At 71.7% G+C, this 14,713-nt stretch carries 12 protein-coding genes; 6 read left to right on the top strand and 6 right to left on the bottom strand.

The features are described from left to right. The first annotated feature begins 192 nt into the window (after positions 1 to 192). On the top strand, positions 193 to 792 hold the full coding sequence (locus A6A06_RS32620) for a TetR/AcrR family transcriptional regulator (protein WP_073766386.1): 600 nt from the start codon (positions 193 to 195) through the stop codon (positions 790 to 792). A gap of 63 nt (positions 793 to 855) precedes the next feature. On the opposite strand, the gene A6A06_RS32615 is transcribed toward A6A06_RS32620, so the two are convergent. Then, positions 856 to 1,224, bottom strand: coding sequence for a helix-turn-helix transcriptional regulator (locus tag A6A06_RS32615; protein WP_073766384.1), 369 nt, complete (start codon positions 1,222 to 1,224; stop codon positions 856 to 858). 136 nt (positions 1,225 to 1,360) lie between these two features. On the opposite strand from A6A06_RS32615, the gene A6A06_RS32610 reads away from it, so the two are divergent. Further along, positions 1,361 to 2,137, top strand: coding sequence for an ANTAR domain-containing protein (locus tag A6A06_RS32610; RefSeq protein WP_073766382.1), 777 nt, complete (start codon positions 1,361 to 1,363; stop codon positions 2,135 to 2,137). Positions 2,138 to 2,339: 202 nt separating this feature from the next. Further along, a complete protein-coding gene (locus A6A06_RS32605) occupies positions 2,340 to 4,976 on the top strand; it encodes a SpoIIE family protein phosphatase (RefSeq protein WP_073766380.1) in 2,637 nt (878 codons plus the stop codon). Positions 4,977 to 5,017: 41 nt separating this feature from the next. Here the strand turns inward: A6A06_RS32605 and A6A06_RS32600 are convergent, their stop codons facing one another. Then, complete coding sequence (locus A6A06_RS32600) at positions 5,018 to 5,782, bottom strand: AraC family transcriptional regulator (RefSeq protein ID WP_073766378.1); 765 nt, start codon at positions 5,780 to 5,782, stop codon at positions 5,018 to 5,020. Between the two features lie 54 nt (positions 5,783 to 5,836). On the opposite strand from A6A06_RS32600, the gene A6A06_RS32595 reads away from it, so the two are divergent. Both A6A06_RS32595 and A6A06_RS32590 read left to right on the top strand, forming a co-directional pair. Further along, a complete protein-coding gene (locus A6A06_RS32595; protein ID WP_079194511.1) occupies positions 5,837 to 6,409 on the top strand; it encodes a class I SAM-dependent methyltransferase in 573 nt (190 codons plus the stop codon). Positions 6,410 to 6,460: 51 nt separating this feature from the next. Then, entirely contained in the window at positions 6,461 to 6,979 is a 519-nt protein-coding gene (locus A6A06_RS32590; protein ID WP_199931323.1) for a hypothetical protein, read from the top strand. Between the two features lie 47 nt (positions 6,980 to 7,026). On the opposite strand, the gene A6A06_RS32585 is transcribed toward A6A06_RS32590, so the two are convergent. Then, positions 7,027 to 7,650, bottom strand: a complete 624-nt coding sequence (locus A6A06_RS32585) for a cysteine hydrolase family protein (RefSeq protein ID WP_073766374.1) — start codon at positions 7,648 to 7,650, stop codon at positions 7,027 to 7,029. Between the two features lie 95 nt (positions 7,651 to 7,745). Continuing rightward, positions 7,746 to 8,738: a GlxA family transcriptional regulator gene (locus A6A06_RS32580; RefSeq protein ID WP_073766372.1), complete on the bottom strand. Its 993-nt coding sequence runs from the start codon at positions 8,736 to 8,738 to the stop codon at positions 7,746 to 7,748. Between the two features lie 310 nt (positions 8,739 to 9,048). Here A6A06_RS32580 and A6A06_RS32575 point away from each other — a divergent pair, with 310 nt between their 5' ends. Further along, the gene (locus A6A06_RS32575) at positions 9,049 to 9,738 is read left to right on the top strand and encodes a phosphoribosyltransferase (protein ID WP_073766370.1); all 690 of its coding nucleotides are present in this window, start codon (positions 9,049 to 9,051) and stop codon (positions 9,736 to 9,738) included. A gap of 94 nt (positions 9,739 to 9,832) precedes the next feature. Here A6A06_RS32575 and car read toward each other — a convergent pair whose 3' ends face one another. Next, entirely contained in the window at positions 9,833 to 13,405 is a 3,573-nt protein-coding gene (car, locus tag A6A06_RS32570) for a carboxylic acid reductase (RefSeq protein ID WP_073766368.1), read from the bottom strand. Positions 13,406 to 13,528: 123 nt separating this feature from the next. Continuing rightward, positions 13,529 to 14,692, bottom strand: a complete 1,164-nt coding sequence (locus tag A6A06_RS32565; RefSeq protein ID WP_242441069.1) for a CynX/NimT family MFS transporter — start codon at positions 14,690 to 14,692, stop codon at positions 13,529 to 13,531. Positions 14,693 to 14,713 lie beyond the last annotated feature (21 nt).

The raw sequence follows: 14,713 nt of genomic DNA, 5'->3' as shown, positions 1-14,713 counted from the left end.
GCAGGATGACATGCGGGCACGGCCTTCACGATCATGCGAGTGGCATCACGTGATCATGGGCGGTCGTGCCCGTAGCCGTTCACCCGGCCCCCTGTCCAAGATCCGAGCACGCATCGAGCCCGCCCCCGAAGCACCCACCCCTCTCGCGGGTCCGCCCACCGCGTCGTCGATCCGGAAACAGGTGAGAATGGCATGCCGTTGACCCGTAAGGGGGCTGCCACCAGGCAGCGCATCGTCGAGGGCGCGGCAGCCGAGATGCGCCGGACGGGGATTTTCTCGCTGACGCTGGACGACGTCATGCAGCGTACGGCGACCAGCAAGAGTCAGCTTTTCCATTATTTTCCCGACGGAAAGGACCAGTTGCTGCTGGCCGTGGCCCGGTACGAGGCGTCCCGCGTCATCAGTGACCAACAGCCGGAGCTGGGCGCGTTGCATTCTTGGCCTGCCTGGCTGGAATGGCGTGACAAGGTCGTCGACCGCTACCGCAAGCAGGGCTCCACCTGTCCGGTCAACGCGGTCATGGGGCAGCTCGGCGCGACGACGGAGGGCGCACGGGCCGTGGTGACGGAGCTCTACGCCCAGTGGCAGGGCGAACTGGCCGCCGGTATCCGCAGTATGCAGAGCCAGGGGGAGATCGCTGCCGAGCTGGACGCCGAACGCGGCGCGCGGGCCCTCCTGGCCGGCATCCAAGGGGGAGTGCTGATCCACATCACGACCGGCAGCCTTGAGCATCTGGAAGCGGTTCTGGACCAGGGGATCGAGTCTCTGCGCCGTTCGGCCGCGAAGGCGTAGCGCCGCGCGGGCCGGGGCGGTGCGGGCGGGGGCGGCGACCGGGTATCGGCGAAGCCGGTGCGATCAGGCCGAGCTGTGCTGGCGCCGGTCGTCGGGAAGCGAGGTGCGGTTCGCCTCGTCCTGGACGAGCAGTGAGAGCAGGGAGGCCACGGTCAGGCCGGCTTCGGCCGGGTGGCGCAGCACCTTGCCGGGGGCGATCCGGTAGGTGTTGCTCCGGCCCTCGCGGGTGTGGGAGAGGTAACCGTCGCGCTCCAGGTCGGAGATGATCTTCTGGACAGCGCGTTCGGTCAGCCGGCAGCGCGCCGCGATGTCGCGGATACGGGCGTTGCGATCGTCGGCGATGGCCGCCAGCACACGGGCGTGATTGGTCACGAACGTCCAGCCGGTATGAGGTTCGGGCACCCCGTTGTTCGATTCGGTCAGTCCATCCATGCTCCAACTCTACCGACCGAACATTCACGCGTCTCGATACACGCAATGATTTTCGTGTATTAGTTGACGGGTGTCTGTTGATGGGCGAGCCTGAGATGGGCGGCAGACGCGCCGATGAAGACGGGAGAGGAAGGCCATGCCGGAAGCTGCGCGCTGGGCGCGCCTCCCCGAGGACCCCGCCGAAGGCAAGGGGAGCGGCGGCGCACCGGCCGCGTTCCCGCCGGTTCTGTCCCGGATCGACGGCCTCCGGGGCGGCGACCGGACGGGAGTGGCGGTGCAGGGGGAGTTGGATCTGGATGCCTGCGTGCAGATCGAGCGCGATCTGTACGCGGCTCTGAGTTGCTCGTCCAAGGGGATCGACCTCCACCTCGACGCAGTGCCGTTCTGTGACTGTGCCGGTCTCAACATGCTGCTGCGTCTGCGCCTGAGGGCTGTCGCGCAGGGCAAGTCTGTCGTCATCCGCTCCAGCAGCCGCGCAGTCGATCGGCTGCTGGAGTTGTCCGAGGCCCGCGAACTGTTCGTCTCGCCGAACCCGAACCCGAACCCGAACCACAACTCCGACTGCATGCCCGACCCCGCCCCCGGCCCGCACGAAAGCGGCCTTCCGGACCTGCCCGCGGAAGTCGCCCAGCTCCGCCGTGCCATGGAGACCCGGCCGGCCATCGACCTGGCCCGCGGCATCCTGATGGCCACCTTCACCCTGAGTCCGGAGGCTGCCTGGGCCGTACTGGTCAGCGCTTCCCAGAACACCAACATCAAGCTGCACCTTCTTGCCCAGGACCTGGTGAACAGCGTCCAGGGAGCCGCGCTGCCCGAAGTGGTGCAGGGACAGCTGGGGGCCGCGGTCGCCAAGGCGAAGGCGGCTCCGGTGCCCGCGCCCCGGGCGCAGCCGAGTACGGCCACCGTCGAGTAGCGCCCGGTCGGTGTCAGTGGCCGGTGTCGGCTGGTCGTGTCGGCGGGTGGTGGAGCTCCCGTTGGGGAAGAGCGTCCGCCCGGTGGACCACCAGCCCTCCACGGCGCACCGCCTCACCCGGTTGACGGATTCCGGCGGGCGCGTCGACGAGACACCTCGTCAGCGCGGCGCCGGGGCAAGGCGCGTGCCGCACACTGACGGCATGGACCACATCAGTCAGCCGGTGACAGCGCCCTCGCAGAGGTTTCCGCCGCGGCCGGAGAGTGTGGCGCAGGCCCGGCGTTTTGTGCGGACCGCCCTGGCCGACGGTGCACCGGATGTAGTGGACGTCGCTGAACTCCTGGTCAGCGAGCTGGTGACCAATGTGGTGCTCCATGCGCGTACGGAGGCCGAGGTGTCGGCGCGGATGCTCGGCGACGAGGTCCACGTACGGGTCAGCGACCGCCGGCCGTGCCGTCGGCCGGTGCCGCGGGAATCCGTCGCGTACGCCGGTCCGGGGCAGGGGCTCGCCGTCGTCGAGCAACTGGCCTCCCGGTACGGCGTCGACACCGGCGACGAGCGCAAGACGGTGTGGTTCGAACTGTGGCGGGACGGGCGGCCGGCACCGGCCTCCGCATGGCAGACCGCCGCACCGGCCTGCGGCCCGACCCGGACGGTGACGCTGGTCGACCTTCCCGGCACGCTGTACCTGGCGTCCCAGCAGCACCAGCACGCACTGCTGCGGGAGCTGACCCTCGCGGCATTCGCCGGGCAGGCCGCCGGCGTACGTCCCGAAGACCTCACCGCCGCGCACGACGTGCACAACGTGATCGGCGCCGGAGTGTCGGCAGCGCTGGGAGGGCAGCCTTCGGCGGCCCATGTCCACTCCCTGAGCGTGTCCCTCCCGGCGGGCGCCGTACGGGCGGTACGGACCCTGGGCCGCGTACTCGACGCGGCCGAGGAGGCCGCCCGGGACGAGCGCCTCCTGACCTGGCCGTCGCTTCCCCAGAACCGCGTCTTCCGCCGGTGGCTGCTCGACCAGATCACCGGCCAGCTCACCGGCGGGCGCCCCGCCGCGTGGACGATGGTCCCCCGCGAGCCGAGCGCCAGCCCCTCGGAGCTGGTGCCCTGGGACGCCAGCCACGTATGGGCCAGCAGGGTGCCCACCATCGCGGCCGACGACGAGAACCGGATCATCGTGGCGAACGGGTCGGCCGCGGACATGCTCGGCTGGCAGGAGGGCGAACTCGTCGGGCAGCGGCTCACCGTACTGATCCCCGAGCACCTGCGGGAACGCCACGTGACGGCCTTCTCCCGGCTTCAGCTCACCGGCCGGCCCCACATCCTGGGCCGCTCCGTACCGCTTCCGGCGCTGCACCGGGACGGCAGGCTGGTGCCCGTCCGGCTGTTCATCCAGACCCAGGTGACGGCTGAAGGCCGTACTGTCTTCGTCGCCCAGCTCGCCCCCAGGACCGCCCCTCCCGTGCCCGCGCCCCTTCCCCCGGGAGAGAGTCAGGCCATCTCACCGCAGCCGCCCGGCGGACCGGAGCTGCCCGACGACCCGGAGCGCGTCACAGGTGCGGACTCCGACGAGCCCGACGGGCCGGGCAGAGAACGCCGGCTGCTGGCCGATATCGGGGAGTCGCTGAGCAGCACCGCGAACCTGGACGAGGGCTTGCAGCGGGTGTGCAGGATCCTGACCCAGCGGCTCGCCGACTGGTGCGTGGTGGACCTGCTCGTCGAAGGCGAACTGCTGGAGCGGTTCTGCGTCGCGCACCACAGCTCCACGGAACTGCCCGCCGAGGCGTACGCGGGCAGGCTTCCACCGGTGACCGGGGCCGCGCGGGGGCCGCTCGCCAGGGTGCTGCGCGGAGCCGGCCCGCTGCTGCTCACCGAGGGCCCGTCGCGGAGCCGGATCGAGAGTCCGCTCGACGTCCACGACCGCGAGCTGTTCGAACGGGTGGGGGCGAACAGCGCGGTCATCGCTCCGCTCCGGACCCGCGGAGCCGTCTTCGGCGCCCTGACCCTGATCCGTACCGGCAAGGAACGGCCGTTCACCGAGGAATCGCTGCCCCTGATCGGCGACCTGGTCCGCAGCCTCGCCCTGGGCGTCGAGCACGCCCGCCTGTACCAGGAGACCCGGCACATCGCGGAGCGCCTCCAGCGTTCCCTGCTGCCCGTACTGCCCGACATCGAGCACCTCCAGATGGCCGCCCGCTATGCGCCCTCCTCCACCACCGCGCAGATCGGCGGCGACTGGTACGACAGCTTCGTCGTCCCCGGCGGCCGGACCGCCGTGGTCATCGGTGACGTCACCGGACACGACCTGGAGGCCGCCGTCGCCATGAGCCAGCTGCGCAGCATGCTGCGCGGCATCGCCATCGACCGTCAGGAACCGCCCGAAGAGGTCGTGCGCCGCCTGGACATCGCGAGCCACAGCTTGTCCCAGGAGGCCACCGCCACCTGCATCTACGGCCTGGTCACCGGCCCCGCGAGCGGGCCCTGGGAGCTGAACCACTCCTCGGCCGGGCACCTGCCGCCGCTGCTGACGACCAAGGAGGGCGAAACGCGCTATCTCGAAGCGGGGTCCGGCCTGTTGCTGGGCATGGAACCCGGCATGCCCCGCCCGGGAGCCACCGACCCGATTCCGGCCCACGCGACCGTCCTGCTCTACACCGACGGCCTCATCGAACGCCGCGACGAGAACCTCGACCACGCCATGGACCGGCTCCGCCGGCACACCGCCACCCTGGCGGGCGAACCCCTCGACGTCTTCTGCGACGAACTGCTCATCGCGCTGAGCGCCGACAGCGCCGACGACATCGCCCTGCTCGCCTTCCGCCCGGTGCCGCGGAACTGACCGGGGCACCGGGCGGCGCGGACCGGCGGAGCGGCATGCACTCACGGTGAGAAGTACGCCCCGGGCGGCACGCCGACCACCCGCCTGAACGCCGCCACGAACGCGCTCGGTGACGCGTACCCGACCCGGACGGCCACCGCCGCCACCGTCGCGCCGCCCGCCAGCAGCGGCATCGCGGTCTGGAGGCGCAGGCGGGTGCGCCACTGCCCGAACGGCATCCCCGTCTCCGCGGCGAACGCGCGGGCGAGCGTCCGCGCGCTCGCCCCCACCTCCGCGCCCCACTGCGCCAGCGTCCTGTCGTCCGCCGGACGCGCGCGGAGCGCGCGGGCGACGTGGCGCGCCCGGTCGTCGCGGGGCAGCGGCGCCAGCACCGTCGCCACCGACACCGGGCGCAACTGGTCGAGCACGACCGCTTCCGCGCGCTCCCGGGCGTTCGCCGACAGGCCCTCGTCCGCCAGGTACGCGATCAGCTCGCGCAGCAGGGGTGAGACGCCCACGACGGTGGGAGCCGACCAGCGCACCGGGCAGCGGTCGGGCAGGTAGTACAGGCTCCGGCCCGTGACGGGGCCGGACGCGCCCGTCGCGTGCTCGGTGCCGGCCGGTATCCACAGGGCCATGGTCGGCGGCAGTACCCAGGTGTTGCCCCGGGCGCGTACGGCGATGACTCCCTTCTCCGCCCAGGCCAGTTGGTGCGTCGCGTGCCAGTGGCGTCCGTACCACTGGCCGTCGTCGACCTCGAAGCTGGCCACGACCACCGCCGCGTCCGGAACCCCGTTCCCCGGTACCAGATGTCCGTATCGCGACAAGATGTGTCCCCCCACCTCGTGGTGGACATCTCCCCCGTTTTTTAGCATCGCCTCATGGCCTCCATGAATCGCATACACCAGTGGATCTGCAGTTCCGACAGGTGGGCACGAGGGGTTGAGCAGAACCTGCTGCCCTGGGCCCTCGACGGAGTCGAACTCGGTGCCGAGACCCTGGAGATCGGCCCCGGCTACGGCGCCACCACGCGCGTCCTCGCACGCCGGGCGCCGGGTCACCTCAGTGTCCTCGAAGTCGACGCGGAGTACGCCAAGAAACTTCAGGACGCGTACGCGGGGCAGGTCGACGTCGTGCACGGCGACGGGACGTCGATGCCGTTCCCCGACGGCGGCTTCGACGCCGTCGTGTGCTTCACCATGCTGCACCACGTGCCGTCCCCGGAGCGGCAGGACCGCCTGTTCGCCGAGGCCCGGCGCGTCCTGCGCCCCGGCGGCGTCTTCGCCGGCTGCGACGGCTGTGCGGGTACGGCGTTCCGCCTGCTGCACCTGGGCGACACCTACGTTCCCGTACCGCCGGAGACCCTGCCGCGGCGGCTGCGCGCCGCCGGGTTCGGCCCGGCCGAGGTCACGCTGGGAAAGGGAAGGTTCCGTTTCCGTGCCGCACGGGCGTGAGGCATCCCGGACGCTTGAGCCAAGATCAACGCCTGGGTAGGATCGAAGCCCATGGAGATCTGGGGCGCAACACTGTACGGAGACCCGTGTCGCGACTGCGGTTTCACGTGGTCGCTGACCCCGCGAGAGGCGGTTCGCGCCGTGCAGGGGCTGCCGTCCCGCTTCGGCGGACTTCTCGCCGGGCGTACGGGATACGAGCGGCACCCCGACCTGGCGTGGACGTCCGCGGCGTACGTCAGCCACGTCACCGACAACCTGCGGAACTGGGCGGAACGGCTCGCCGGCGCCCGGCTGTCCGGGGTCGTGGAGGTGCCGGGCTACGACCCGGACCTCGCCGGGCAGGCCCGCCACTACAACGAGATCGCCCCCGCGGCGGCCCTGTGGTCCCTGGAGCGCGCGGTCGACGCCTGGGTGGATTCGGCGACGGCCGCGCTCGACAGCGGAGTCGTACTCCAGCACGCCACCCGGGGAGCGCAGCGCGCCGAGGACGTCGCGCGCAACAACGCTCATGACGGCCACCACCACGCCTGGGACGTCGAGCGGATCCTGGCGGCCGACGCATCTGAGTGAGGACCCGCCCTTGCGCGCAAACCGACTGGCGGCGCCCGGTGGGTGGTTCAGGTGCGCAGGCTGTCGGCGGTGGGGACGACGAGGCCGAACAGGTCGGTGATGGTGGTCAGGGCGGCGGCCCGGAGCGCGGTGGCGGGGAGGACGGTGCCGTCCGGGGCGGCGAGGGCGCGGGTGGCGGTGGTGTCGGCGACGACGGTGGGCCGGTAGCCGAGGTTGAAGGCGCCCTGCGCGGTGAAGGTGACGCACATGTGGGTCATGAAACCCGCCAGCACGAGGTCCTTGCCGCTGCCCGGCCCGAAGCCCAGGCCGCTCAGGGTCTTCTCCAACTCGGTGGCGTGGAAGGCGTCGGGGAACTGCTTGACGACGACCGGCTCCTCACCCACGGGGGCCACCTGGTCGCTGATGGCGCCGATATGGGCCCGGATGTCGTACGGGGTGTTCTCGCCGCCGTCGTTGACGATGTGGACGACCGGGCTCCCCGCGGCGCGGGCCCGCTCCAGCAGGCGGGCGGCGGCGGTGAGGGCTTCATCGGCGCCGTCCAGGGCCATGACGCCGGTGCGGTAGGTGTTCTGGAAGTCGATCAGGAGCAGGGCGGATTCGCTCAGCCGTGGCGGCCGGGCGTCCAGTCCGAGCACGTCGCGCAGGGGAGTGGACGGGGTGATGGCGTTCATCGGAAACCTTTCGTCAGGGCATGGCGAGGTTCGAGGTCTGTCGCCTCGCGATGTGTGTGGATGCGGGAAGGGAAGGAGGTCCGGTGCCGGGTGGGTCAGGCGGACCGGGTGCGGAAGCGGCGGCGGTAGGCCGCCGGGGTGGTGGCGAGCTGCCGCCTGAACGCCCGGTGCAAGGTCTCCGCCGAGCCGAGCCCGGCGGCGGCCGCGACCTGGTCGAGCGGGCAGTCGGTGGTCTCCAGCAGGCGCCGGGCCGTCTCGACGCGGGCCGCTTCGACGTACGCGGCGGGACTGCTGCCCGTCTCCTGCTTGAAGACGCGGGCGAAGTGCCGTTCGCTGAGGCACATCCGGTCGGCCAGGGTCTGCGCGGACAGGTCCTCGTCGAGGTGCTCGGAAATCCACAGCCGTAGCTCGTCGATGTCCCGGCGCCCGGCGGCAGGGCGGCTGAGCGGTACGGAGAACTGGCTCTGGCCGCCCTGCCGTTTGAGGTACAGCACCAGCTGCCGGGCCACCGTCAGAGCGGTCTGCTCGCCCAGGTCCTCGGCCACCAGCGCCAGCGCGAGGTCCAGGCAGGCACTGATCCCGGCCCCGGTCCACAGCCGCCCGCAGGCGGAGCGGACGAAGATCGGGTCCGGGTCGACCGTGATCTGCGGGTGGTCGGCGGCGAGCTGGGCGGAGGTCGACCAGTGGGTGGTCGCCGTCTTCCCGTCCAGCAGGCCCGCCGCGGCCAGCACGTGCGCGCCCACGCACACCGAGGCGACCCGCCGGGCGTGCGGTGCGGTCTCCTTGACCCACGCCACGACGGCGGGGTCGGTACGGGCGCGGGGACCGTCCGCGGTCATGTCGACCGCGCCCGGCACCAGCAGGGTGTCCACCTGATCGCCGACGTCGCCGAAGGCCGTGTCGGCGAGCAGCTGTACGCCCGCCGACGTGCGGACCGCGCCGGCCGTCGGCCCGGCGAGGCGGACCCGGTAGCCGGCACGGCCCGCGGTCTCCCGGTTGGCCAGGGCGAAGACCTCGGCCGGACCGGTGACGTCGAGGAGGTCGACATCGGGGAAGACCGCGATGACGACACGGTGTGCAGTGGGCATGAACCGATCCTCACCGCTGCCGTCGGTGACCGCAATGACGATTACCTGTCACATCCGGACACGTATCGGCGCAGCCGGGCGCCAGACAGGGGCGCTCCGCGCCTGGTGGACGACGGGGCCCGGCGGGCTGCCCGGCGGACAAGGCGACACACCGACCCGAGTGGCAAGTGGTACGTCCGGCCACGATGTGACGCGCGTACGGTGAGGGACGGGGCTGCCGTGCCCCGATCGGTCGGGGTGTGGCGCCCCCTGTCCCCCCCGCCAGGTCCCCCTCAGCGCCCCTCGCGACGGCCGAGGCCAAGGAGCAGCCATGCGTTTCACCGACCGGCGGCACGCAGGCCGCGCCCTGGCCCGGTGGCTGCGCGCCCCGGCCGACGACGACGCGGCCGGGGCGCTCGACGCCGCGACGTGGCCGTACGGCGCGGCCGACCCGCTCGTACTCGCCCTGCCGCGCGGTGGCGTCCCCGTGGCCGCGGAGATCGCCCAGGAGTTCCGGGCGCCCCTCGACGTACTGGTGGCCCGCAAGATCGGCGTACCCGGCTCACCGGAAACGGGCATCGGCGCCATCGTCGACGAGGAACAGCCCGTCTTCGACCACCGGGCCCTGGAGGCCCTGGGCCTGGCCGAGGACCGGCTCGCCCCCTCCGTGGCACGCGAGCGCACCGAACTGCACCGGCGGGAGGACCTCTACCGCGAGGGGCGGCCCGAACCCCGTATCAGCGGGCGGGCCGTCCTCCTCGTCGACGACGGCCTCGCCACCGGCCTGACCGCCCTCGCAGCGCTGCGCCACCTGCGCCGCAGGCAGCCCGCGCACCTGGTGCTGGCCGCACCGGTCGGTTCCCGCAACGCCATCGCGGAACTGTCCGAGGAGGCCGACCGGGTGCTGGTACTGCACCGGCCCGACCACTTCCGGGCGGTCGGTGAGTGGTACGACGACTTCAGCCAGGTCGGTGACGAGGAGGTGCTCGCCGTGCTGCGCGCCGCTTCCTCCGCGGCGTGACCTCGTTACGCGCGTCGGCGAACGCATCGCGGCCGGCCGGAGGCGGCGTCCTGTGCGGCGTCGTCCTGTGCGGTGATCGTCCGCGTGGGCCCGGTCACAGCAGGCGCTGCGACCGGAGGTCGGCCACGTACTTGCCGATCAGGTCCGGCGACAGATGGGGGATGTCGCTCTCCTTGCCGAGGGCGGCGGCCCGCACTGCCGCGCGGAATCGGCCCGCCGGGAGAGCGGACCCGGGCAGGGGCTCCTCCGGCTTCGTGAAGGCGTGCAGCAGGGGGAGCAGCGAATGCTGCCGCTGGCGGTCGGGCAGGCCGCGCAGCGCGGTCTCGAAGCGGTCGAGCCACTCGTCGTAGTCGTGGATCCGCGCCAGGGGGTGGCCGGCTGCCACCAGCCAGTCGACGAACGTGTCGAGTGAGATGCCGTCCTCGTGCGGGTTCACGACGTTGAAGGTCCGGTACCCCTCCCGCGCGTCGTCGCCCAGCGCGGCGATGGCCTGCGCGGTGAAGTCCACGGGGAGCCCGTCGTAGTGCCCGCTGCCGACACCGGTGCCGTCACCGCTGCCGTCGCCGGTGCCCCGGGCGTAGAAACTGCCCGGGGCGACTCCTGTCGCCAGCAGACTCAGCACGAGGCGGGTGAACACGTCCGGGAGGTTCAGCTGGCCCCGGTGGCGCCGGTGCGCGAGGATCATGCTGGAGCGGAACACGGCGACCGGCAGGCCGAACGTGTCGTGCGCCTCGCGCAGCAGCACCTCGCCCGCCCACTTGGCGGCCCCGTAACCGTTCGCGTAGCCGCTGTCGAGATCGCGCGTCCCGCAGGCCGTACGGATGTCCGCGGTCTCGTCGGCCGCGGCCTCGGCCCTGAAGACGACGGCGACCGTCGACAGGTAGGTGAACTGCTTGATCCGGGAGGTGACCGCGAGCCTGATCAGTTCGGCCGTACCCAGCACGTTGGGGCCGAACATCTGGTCGTACGGCAGGACATGGTTGACGAGTGCCGCCGGGTGAACGATCAGGTCGACGGTGTCGGCCAGCCGCTGCCAGGTCTCCTCGCCGAGCCCGAGGCCGGTCTCCCCGATGTCGCCGGCGACCACCTCCAGGTGCTCGGCGGCCAGGTCGTGGTAGTGCCGCAGGAGTTCCGGGTCACCGCTGTCGAAGGCCGCGTCGAGCCGTGCCCGCGCCAGCTCGTCGGTGCTGCCGCGGACCACACACACCAGCGTGCCGCCGCGCTCCGCGACGCGCTCCAGCCATTCGAGGCACAGGAAGCGGCCCAGGTAGCCGTTGGCGCCGGTCAGCAGGACGGTCCGGGCGGCGGGCAGCGGGCCGTCCGGCCTGCCGGTCTTCGCCATGGTCTCCGGGTCGAGGAACGCGTCCAGCGTCAGGTCGCCCGCCGCGAGCCGCGTCGCGCCCGGTCCGTGGACGCTGTCTGCGGTCGGGCGCCGGTGCCCCGGCGCCAAAGCCTTCTCGATGTGATCGGCCACCTGCCGGAGGGTGTTGACCGGGTTGATGATGACGCCGACAGGGACGCCGACGTGGAAGATCTCCTTCAGCAGCTGGGAGAACGACAGCGCGGAGAGACTGTCACCGCCGAGTTCGGTGAAGTGCGTGCCGGGCCGCACATCACCCTGGTGGTGTTCGAGAAGCGCTCCGGCGGCCCGGAGCACGGTTTCCCCCACCGGCCGGGACGAGCCGTCCCGGCGCAGTGCCCGGAGTTCGTCGGACTCGCGCCCGGTCAGCTCGGCGTACAGCGCTTCGAGGCGCTCGCCGTAGCGCTTCGTCAACGCGGGGCGCAGCAGCTTGCGCACTCCGGAGAGCAGTCCGTTCTGCTGGCTGAACGGCTCGGTCTCGATGAGGAAGTCCCGTGGTATCTCGTACGAGTTCAGGCCCGCCTCGGTGGCCAGGCGTTGCAGGGACTCGCGCAGGACCGACGCGAGGCGACGGGTGTCCCCGCCGGCGCGGTCGAGAGCGTCCTGTGTGGGCACGATGACCGCGAGCAGGTAGGCACGGGCACTGTTGCCGTACACGAAGACCTGCCGGACGACCGGGCTGCCGGCGAAGAGGGCTTCCAGCCGGGAGGTGGCCACGAACTCGCCCTGTGACAGCTTGAGGACGGCGGAACGGCGGTCGACGTACGCCAACTCGTCGGGGCCGACGAGGGCCACGATGTCGCCCGTGTGGTAAAAGCCGTCCTCGTCGAAGACCTGGGCGGTGGCATCCGGTCGCCGGTAGTAGCCGGGAACGAGCCGTTCGGACTTGACCAGCAGTTCGCCCCTGGGGTGCGGCGAGTCGGTACGGAAGTAACCCAGCTCGGGAACGTCCACCAGTTTGTGGTCGGTCACCGGCGGGCGCAGCACCCGGCCGTCGAGCGACACGATCCCGGCTTCCGTCGACCCGTAGCCGTCGAGCATCCTGACGTGCAAGCAGCTCTCGACGAACGCCGTCATCTCCGCGCTGAGCGGAGCCGAGGCGCTGACGGTCCACAGGAGGCGGCCGCCCAGGGTCTTCTCCCGCAGCTCCTGCTTCACGCGGTCCGCCTGCTCGGCCGCATCGCCCCCCGCCCCCGCCCCCGCCCCCACGCCGGTCCGGCGGGACAACTCGCTCTGATAGCGCTGGAAGAGCATGTCGGAGATGCGGGGCACCATGATGAACTCGGTGGGGCGGACCAGGGAGAGGTCCTCGAAAAGGGTCGACAGGTCGCTCGACGCCACGAAGTGGGCGATGCCCCCCTTGGCGAGCGTGCCGAACAGCACACCCCGTCCCATCATGTGGCTCAGAGGCATGTAGTTGAGCACGATGGACGGCTGCACCTCTTCCCCGGGCACGAAGCCGACCCAGAACTGCCTGACGAGGCGCTCGGTGTACATGGCGCCCTTGGGGGTGCCCGTACTCCCCGAGGTGTAGATCAACGCGCTGAGCGCATCGGCTGACGACCCCTCAGGAATACGGGGTGCCGGTGGCAGGGTCCGTCCCCGCTCGATGACGGACGCCAGGGTGTCCAGGGCGACGCCCCGGCCCTGCGCCGCGAGTTGACCACGCGCGGAGTCCAGCCTCTCCCGGTGAGCGGTGATCCCGGGACGGTGGCCGAGAACGACGATCCTGCCCAGCGACGGGGCGTCCGCCGCGACGTGGATCGCGACGTCGAGGTGCGCCACGTCCACCACGAGCAGCCGCGGTCCGGTCTGCGCGACGATGGGGGCCAGCTGCTCCACCGAGGCACCGGCCTGGAGCGGAACGCTCACCGCGCCGGAACGGACGCACGCCAGATCCACCACGGTGTACTCGGCGCTCGGGGGACCGAGAACCGCGACGAAGTCACCCGGGCCCACGGCGTGGCCGGGATGGTGCCGCCACTCGGAGGCCACCGCGCCGACGCGCTCCCACAGTTCGCCGTAGGTGATCGTGTCGAACCGCTCCAGGAGGCGCGGCGTGGTGCGGCCCGTGTCCGGGTCGGTGACCGGCTCCGTGGCACGCTCGCCCAGGGCGGGGCGGTCCGCGTACCCCTCCATCACCGTGGCCACGAGTTCGGCGAGCGGCAGCCCCGGCCGCCGGATCGCCTCGCTGACGGCTTCCAGGGGCGCGGCGTCGCGGAACTGCGGATCAGCCGCGTACAGGTGAGCACTGCGCTGAGCGGTACGTGCGCTGAACTCGTCGGTCGGGGGCTTCGAACCGGGCATGAGTGGTCTCCTCTGTGGCCTTAAGGGCCCGTTCATCTGGAGGGATCTTCACTTTCGGGCAGGGGGAGCGGAGGGACGGCAGGGAAAGTCAGGAGGTAGGTCAGGGGAAGCCGGGAAAAGAACTCAGCGGGCGGCACAACGCACTTGGCGGTTCCGCCCCGCGCCGTATCCGGCACCTGCCATGGCAATGCCGAGGACGGCCAGGACCACGAGCGGAGGTGTCCAGCTGCTCGTGGCGTCGTGCAGGATGCCGAGGAGGAGGGGACCGGCCGCCGCCACGAGATAGCCGACGGACTGCGCCATACCTGCCAGCGCGGCAGCTTCGCCGGAGCTGCCAGCGCGTTCGCTCTGGAAGGTCAGCGCGAGGACGAGGCACACGCCGGCGCCCAGCCCGAGCAGGGTGCACGCCAGAACGGACAGCGCGGGGGCGGACACCAGCACGGCGAAGCCACCGGCCACCAGGACCGAGGCCCCGGCCGCGGTCCAGCGTTGGTCGTGACGGCCCCGGGTGAGCAAGGGCAGGAGACTGCTCGCCGCCAGGCCGATCATCTGGTAGTAGAAGAGCATCCAGCCGGCCGTGGTGCTGGACGTGCCGCGCTGGATCAGAATGCTGGGCAGCCACGCGACGGCGGTGTAGAAGGCCAGGGACTGCAGGCCCATGAAGATGCTGACCTGCCATGCCAGTCGCGACCGCCAGGGCACAGCGCTGCGGGTCACGCCGGTGGCGGACTGGGGCCGGTCGCCCCGCATCCGGGGCAGCCAGGCGAGGAACGCCGCGACGGTGAAGGCGATACCCCAGGCGAGAGCGGTGTGCCAGGAACCCGGCAGGGTGTGGGAGAGCGGCGCGGAGATCCCGGAGGAGACCGCGGCCGTGACGCCCATGACGGTGACGTAGAGAGCGCTGATGCCCTGGATGCGGTGTGCGGGAACGCTCCGCCTGATCAGTGCGGGCAGCAGCACATTGCCGAACGCGATGGCGGCGGAGAGGATCACGGTCCCGGCGAACAGGCAGATCACCGAGGGAAGCGACCAGATCACGGTTCCGACGGCCAGCGCGCCCAGGGCCGCCACCAGCAGGCGCGCGGTACCGAACCGGTGGGAGGTCCGGGCCACCAGGGGCGACGTCGCGGCGAACGTCAGCAGGGGGAGGGTGCTCAGCAGCCCGCCCCAGCTCGATGTCAGGCCGCTGCCGTGCTCGATCGCCGGGAGCAGCGTACCGACACCGGTGAGACCGGTACGCAGGTTCGCCGCCACCAGGCAGATCGCGAAGACGAGCCCGATGGACACGGCGGGCCGGGTGAGGCCGGG

Source organism: Streptomyces sp. CB02923, assembly GCF_001905005.1.
Lineage (GTDB): Bacteria > Actinomycetota > Actinomycetes > Streptomycetales > Streptomycetaceae > Streptomyces.
Note: the sequence above shows the minus strand (reverse complement) of the source record. Positions and strands in the feature narration are given on the sequence as shown.

What these genes read in the sequence shown, in the direction of transcription:
- A6A06_RS32620 (WP_073766386.1), top strand. Translation starts at nt 193, where the DNA reads ATGCCGTTGACCCGTAAGGGGGCTGCCACCAGGCAGCGCATCGTCGAG.
- A6A06_RS32615 (WP_073766384.1), bottom strand. Translation starts at nt 1,224, where the DNA reads ATGGATGGACTGACCGAATCGAACAACGGGGTGCCCGAACCTCATACC.
- A6A06_RS32610 (WP_073766382.1), top strand. Translation starts at nt 1,361, where the DNA reads ATGCCGGAAGCTGCGCGCTGGGCGCGCCTCCCCGAGGACCCCGCCGAA.
- A6A06_RS32605 (WP_073766380.1), top strand. Translation starts at nt 2,340, where the DNA reads ATGGACCACATCAGTCAGCCGGTGACAGCGCCCTCGCAGAGGTTTCCG.
- A6A06_RS32595 (WP_079194511.1), top strand. Translation starts at nt 5,837, where the DNA reads ATGGCCTCCATGAATCGCATACACCAGTGGATCTGCAGTTCCGACAGG.
- A6A06_RS32590 (WP_199931323.1), top strand. Translation starts at nt 6,461, where the DNA reads ATGGAGATCTGGGGCGCAACACTGTACGGAGACCCGTGTCGCGACTGC.
- A6A06_RS32585 (WP_073766374.1), bottom strand. Translation starts at nt 7,650, where the DNA reads ATGAACGCCATCACCCCGTCCACTCCCCTGCGCGACGTGCTCGGACTG.
- A6A06_RS32580 (WP_073766372.1), bottom strand. Translation starts at nt 8,738, where the DNA reads ATGCCCACTGCACACCGTGTCGTCATCGCGGTCTTCCCCGATGTCGAC.
- A6A06_RS32575 (WP_073766370.1), top strand. Translation starts at nt 9,049, where the DNA reads ATGCGTTTCACCGACCGGCGGCACGCAGGCCGCGCCCTGGCCCGGTGG.
- car (WP_073766368.1), bottom strand. Translation starts at nt 13,405, where the DNA reads ATGCCCGGTTCGAAGCCCCCGACCGACGAGTTCAGCGCACGTACCGCT.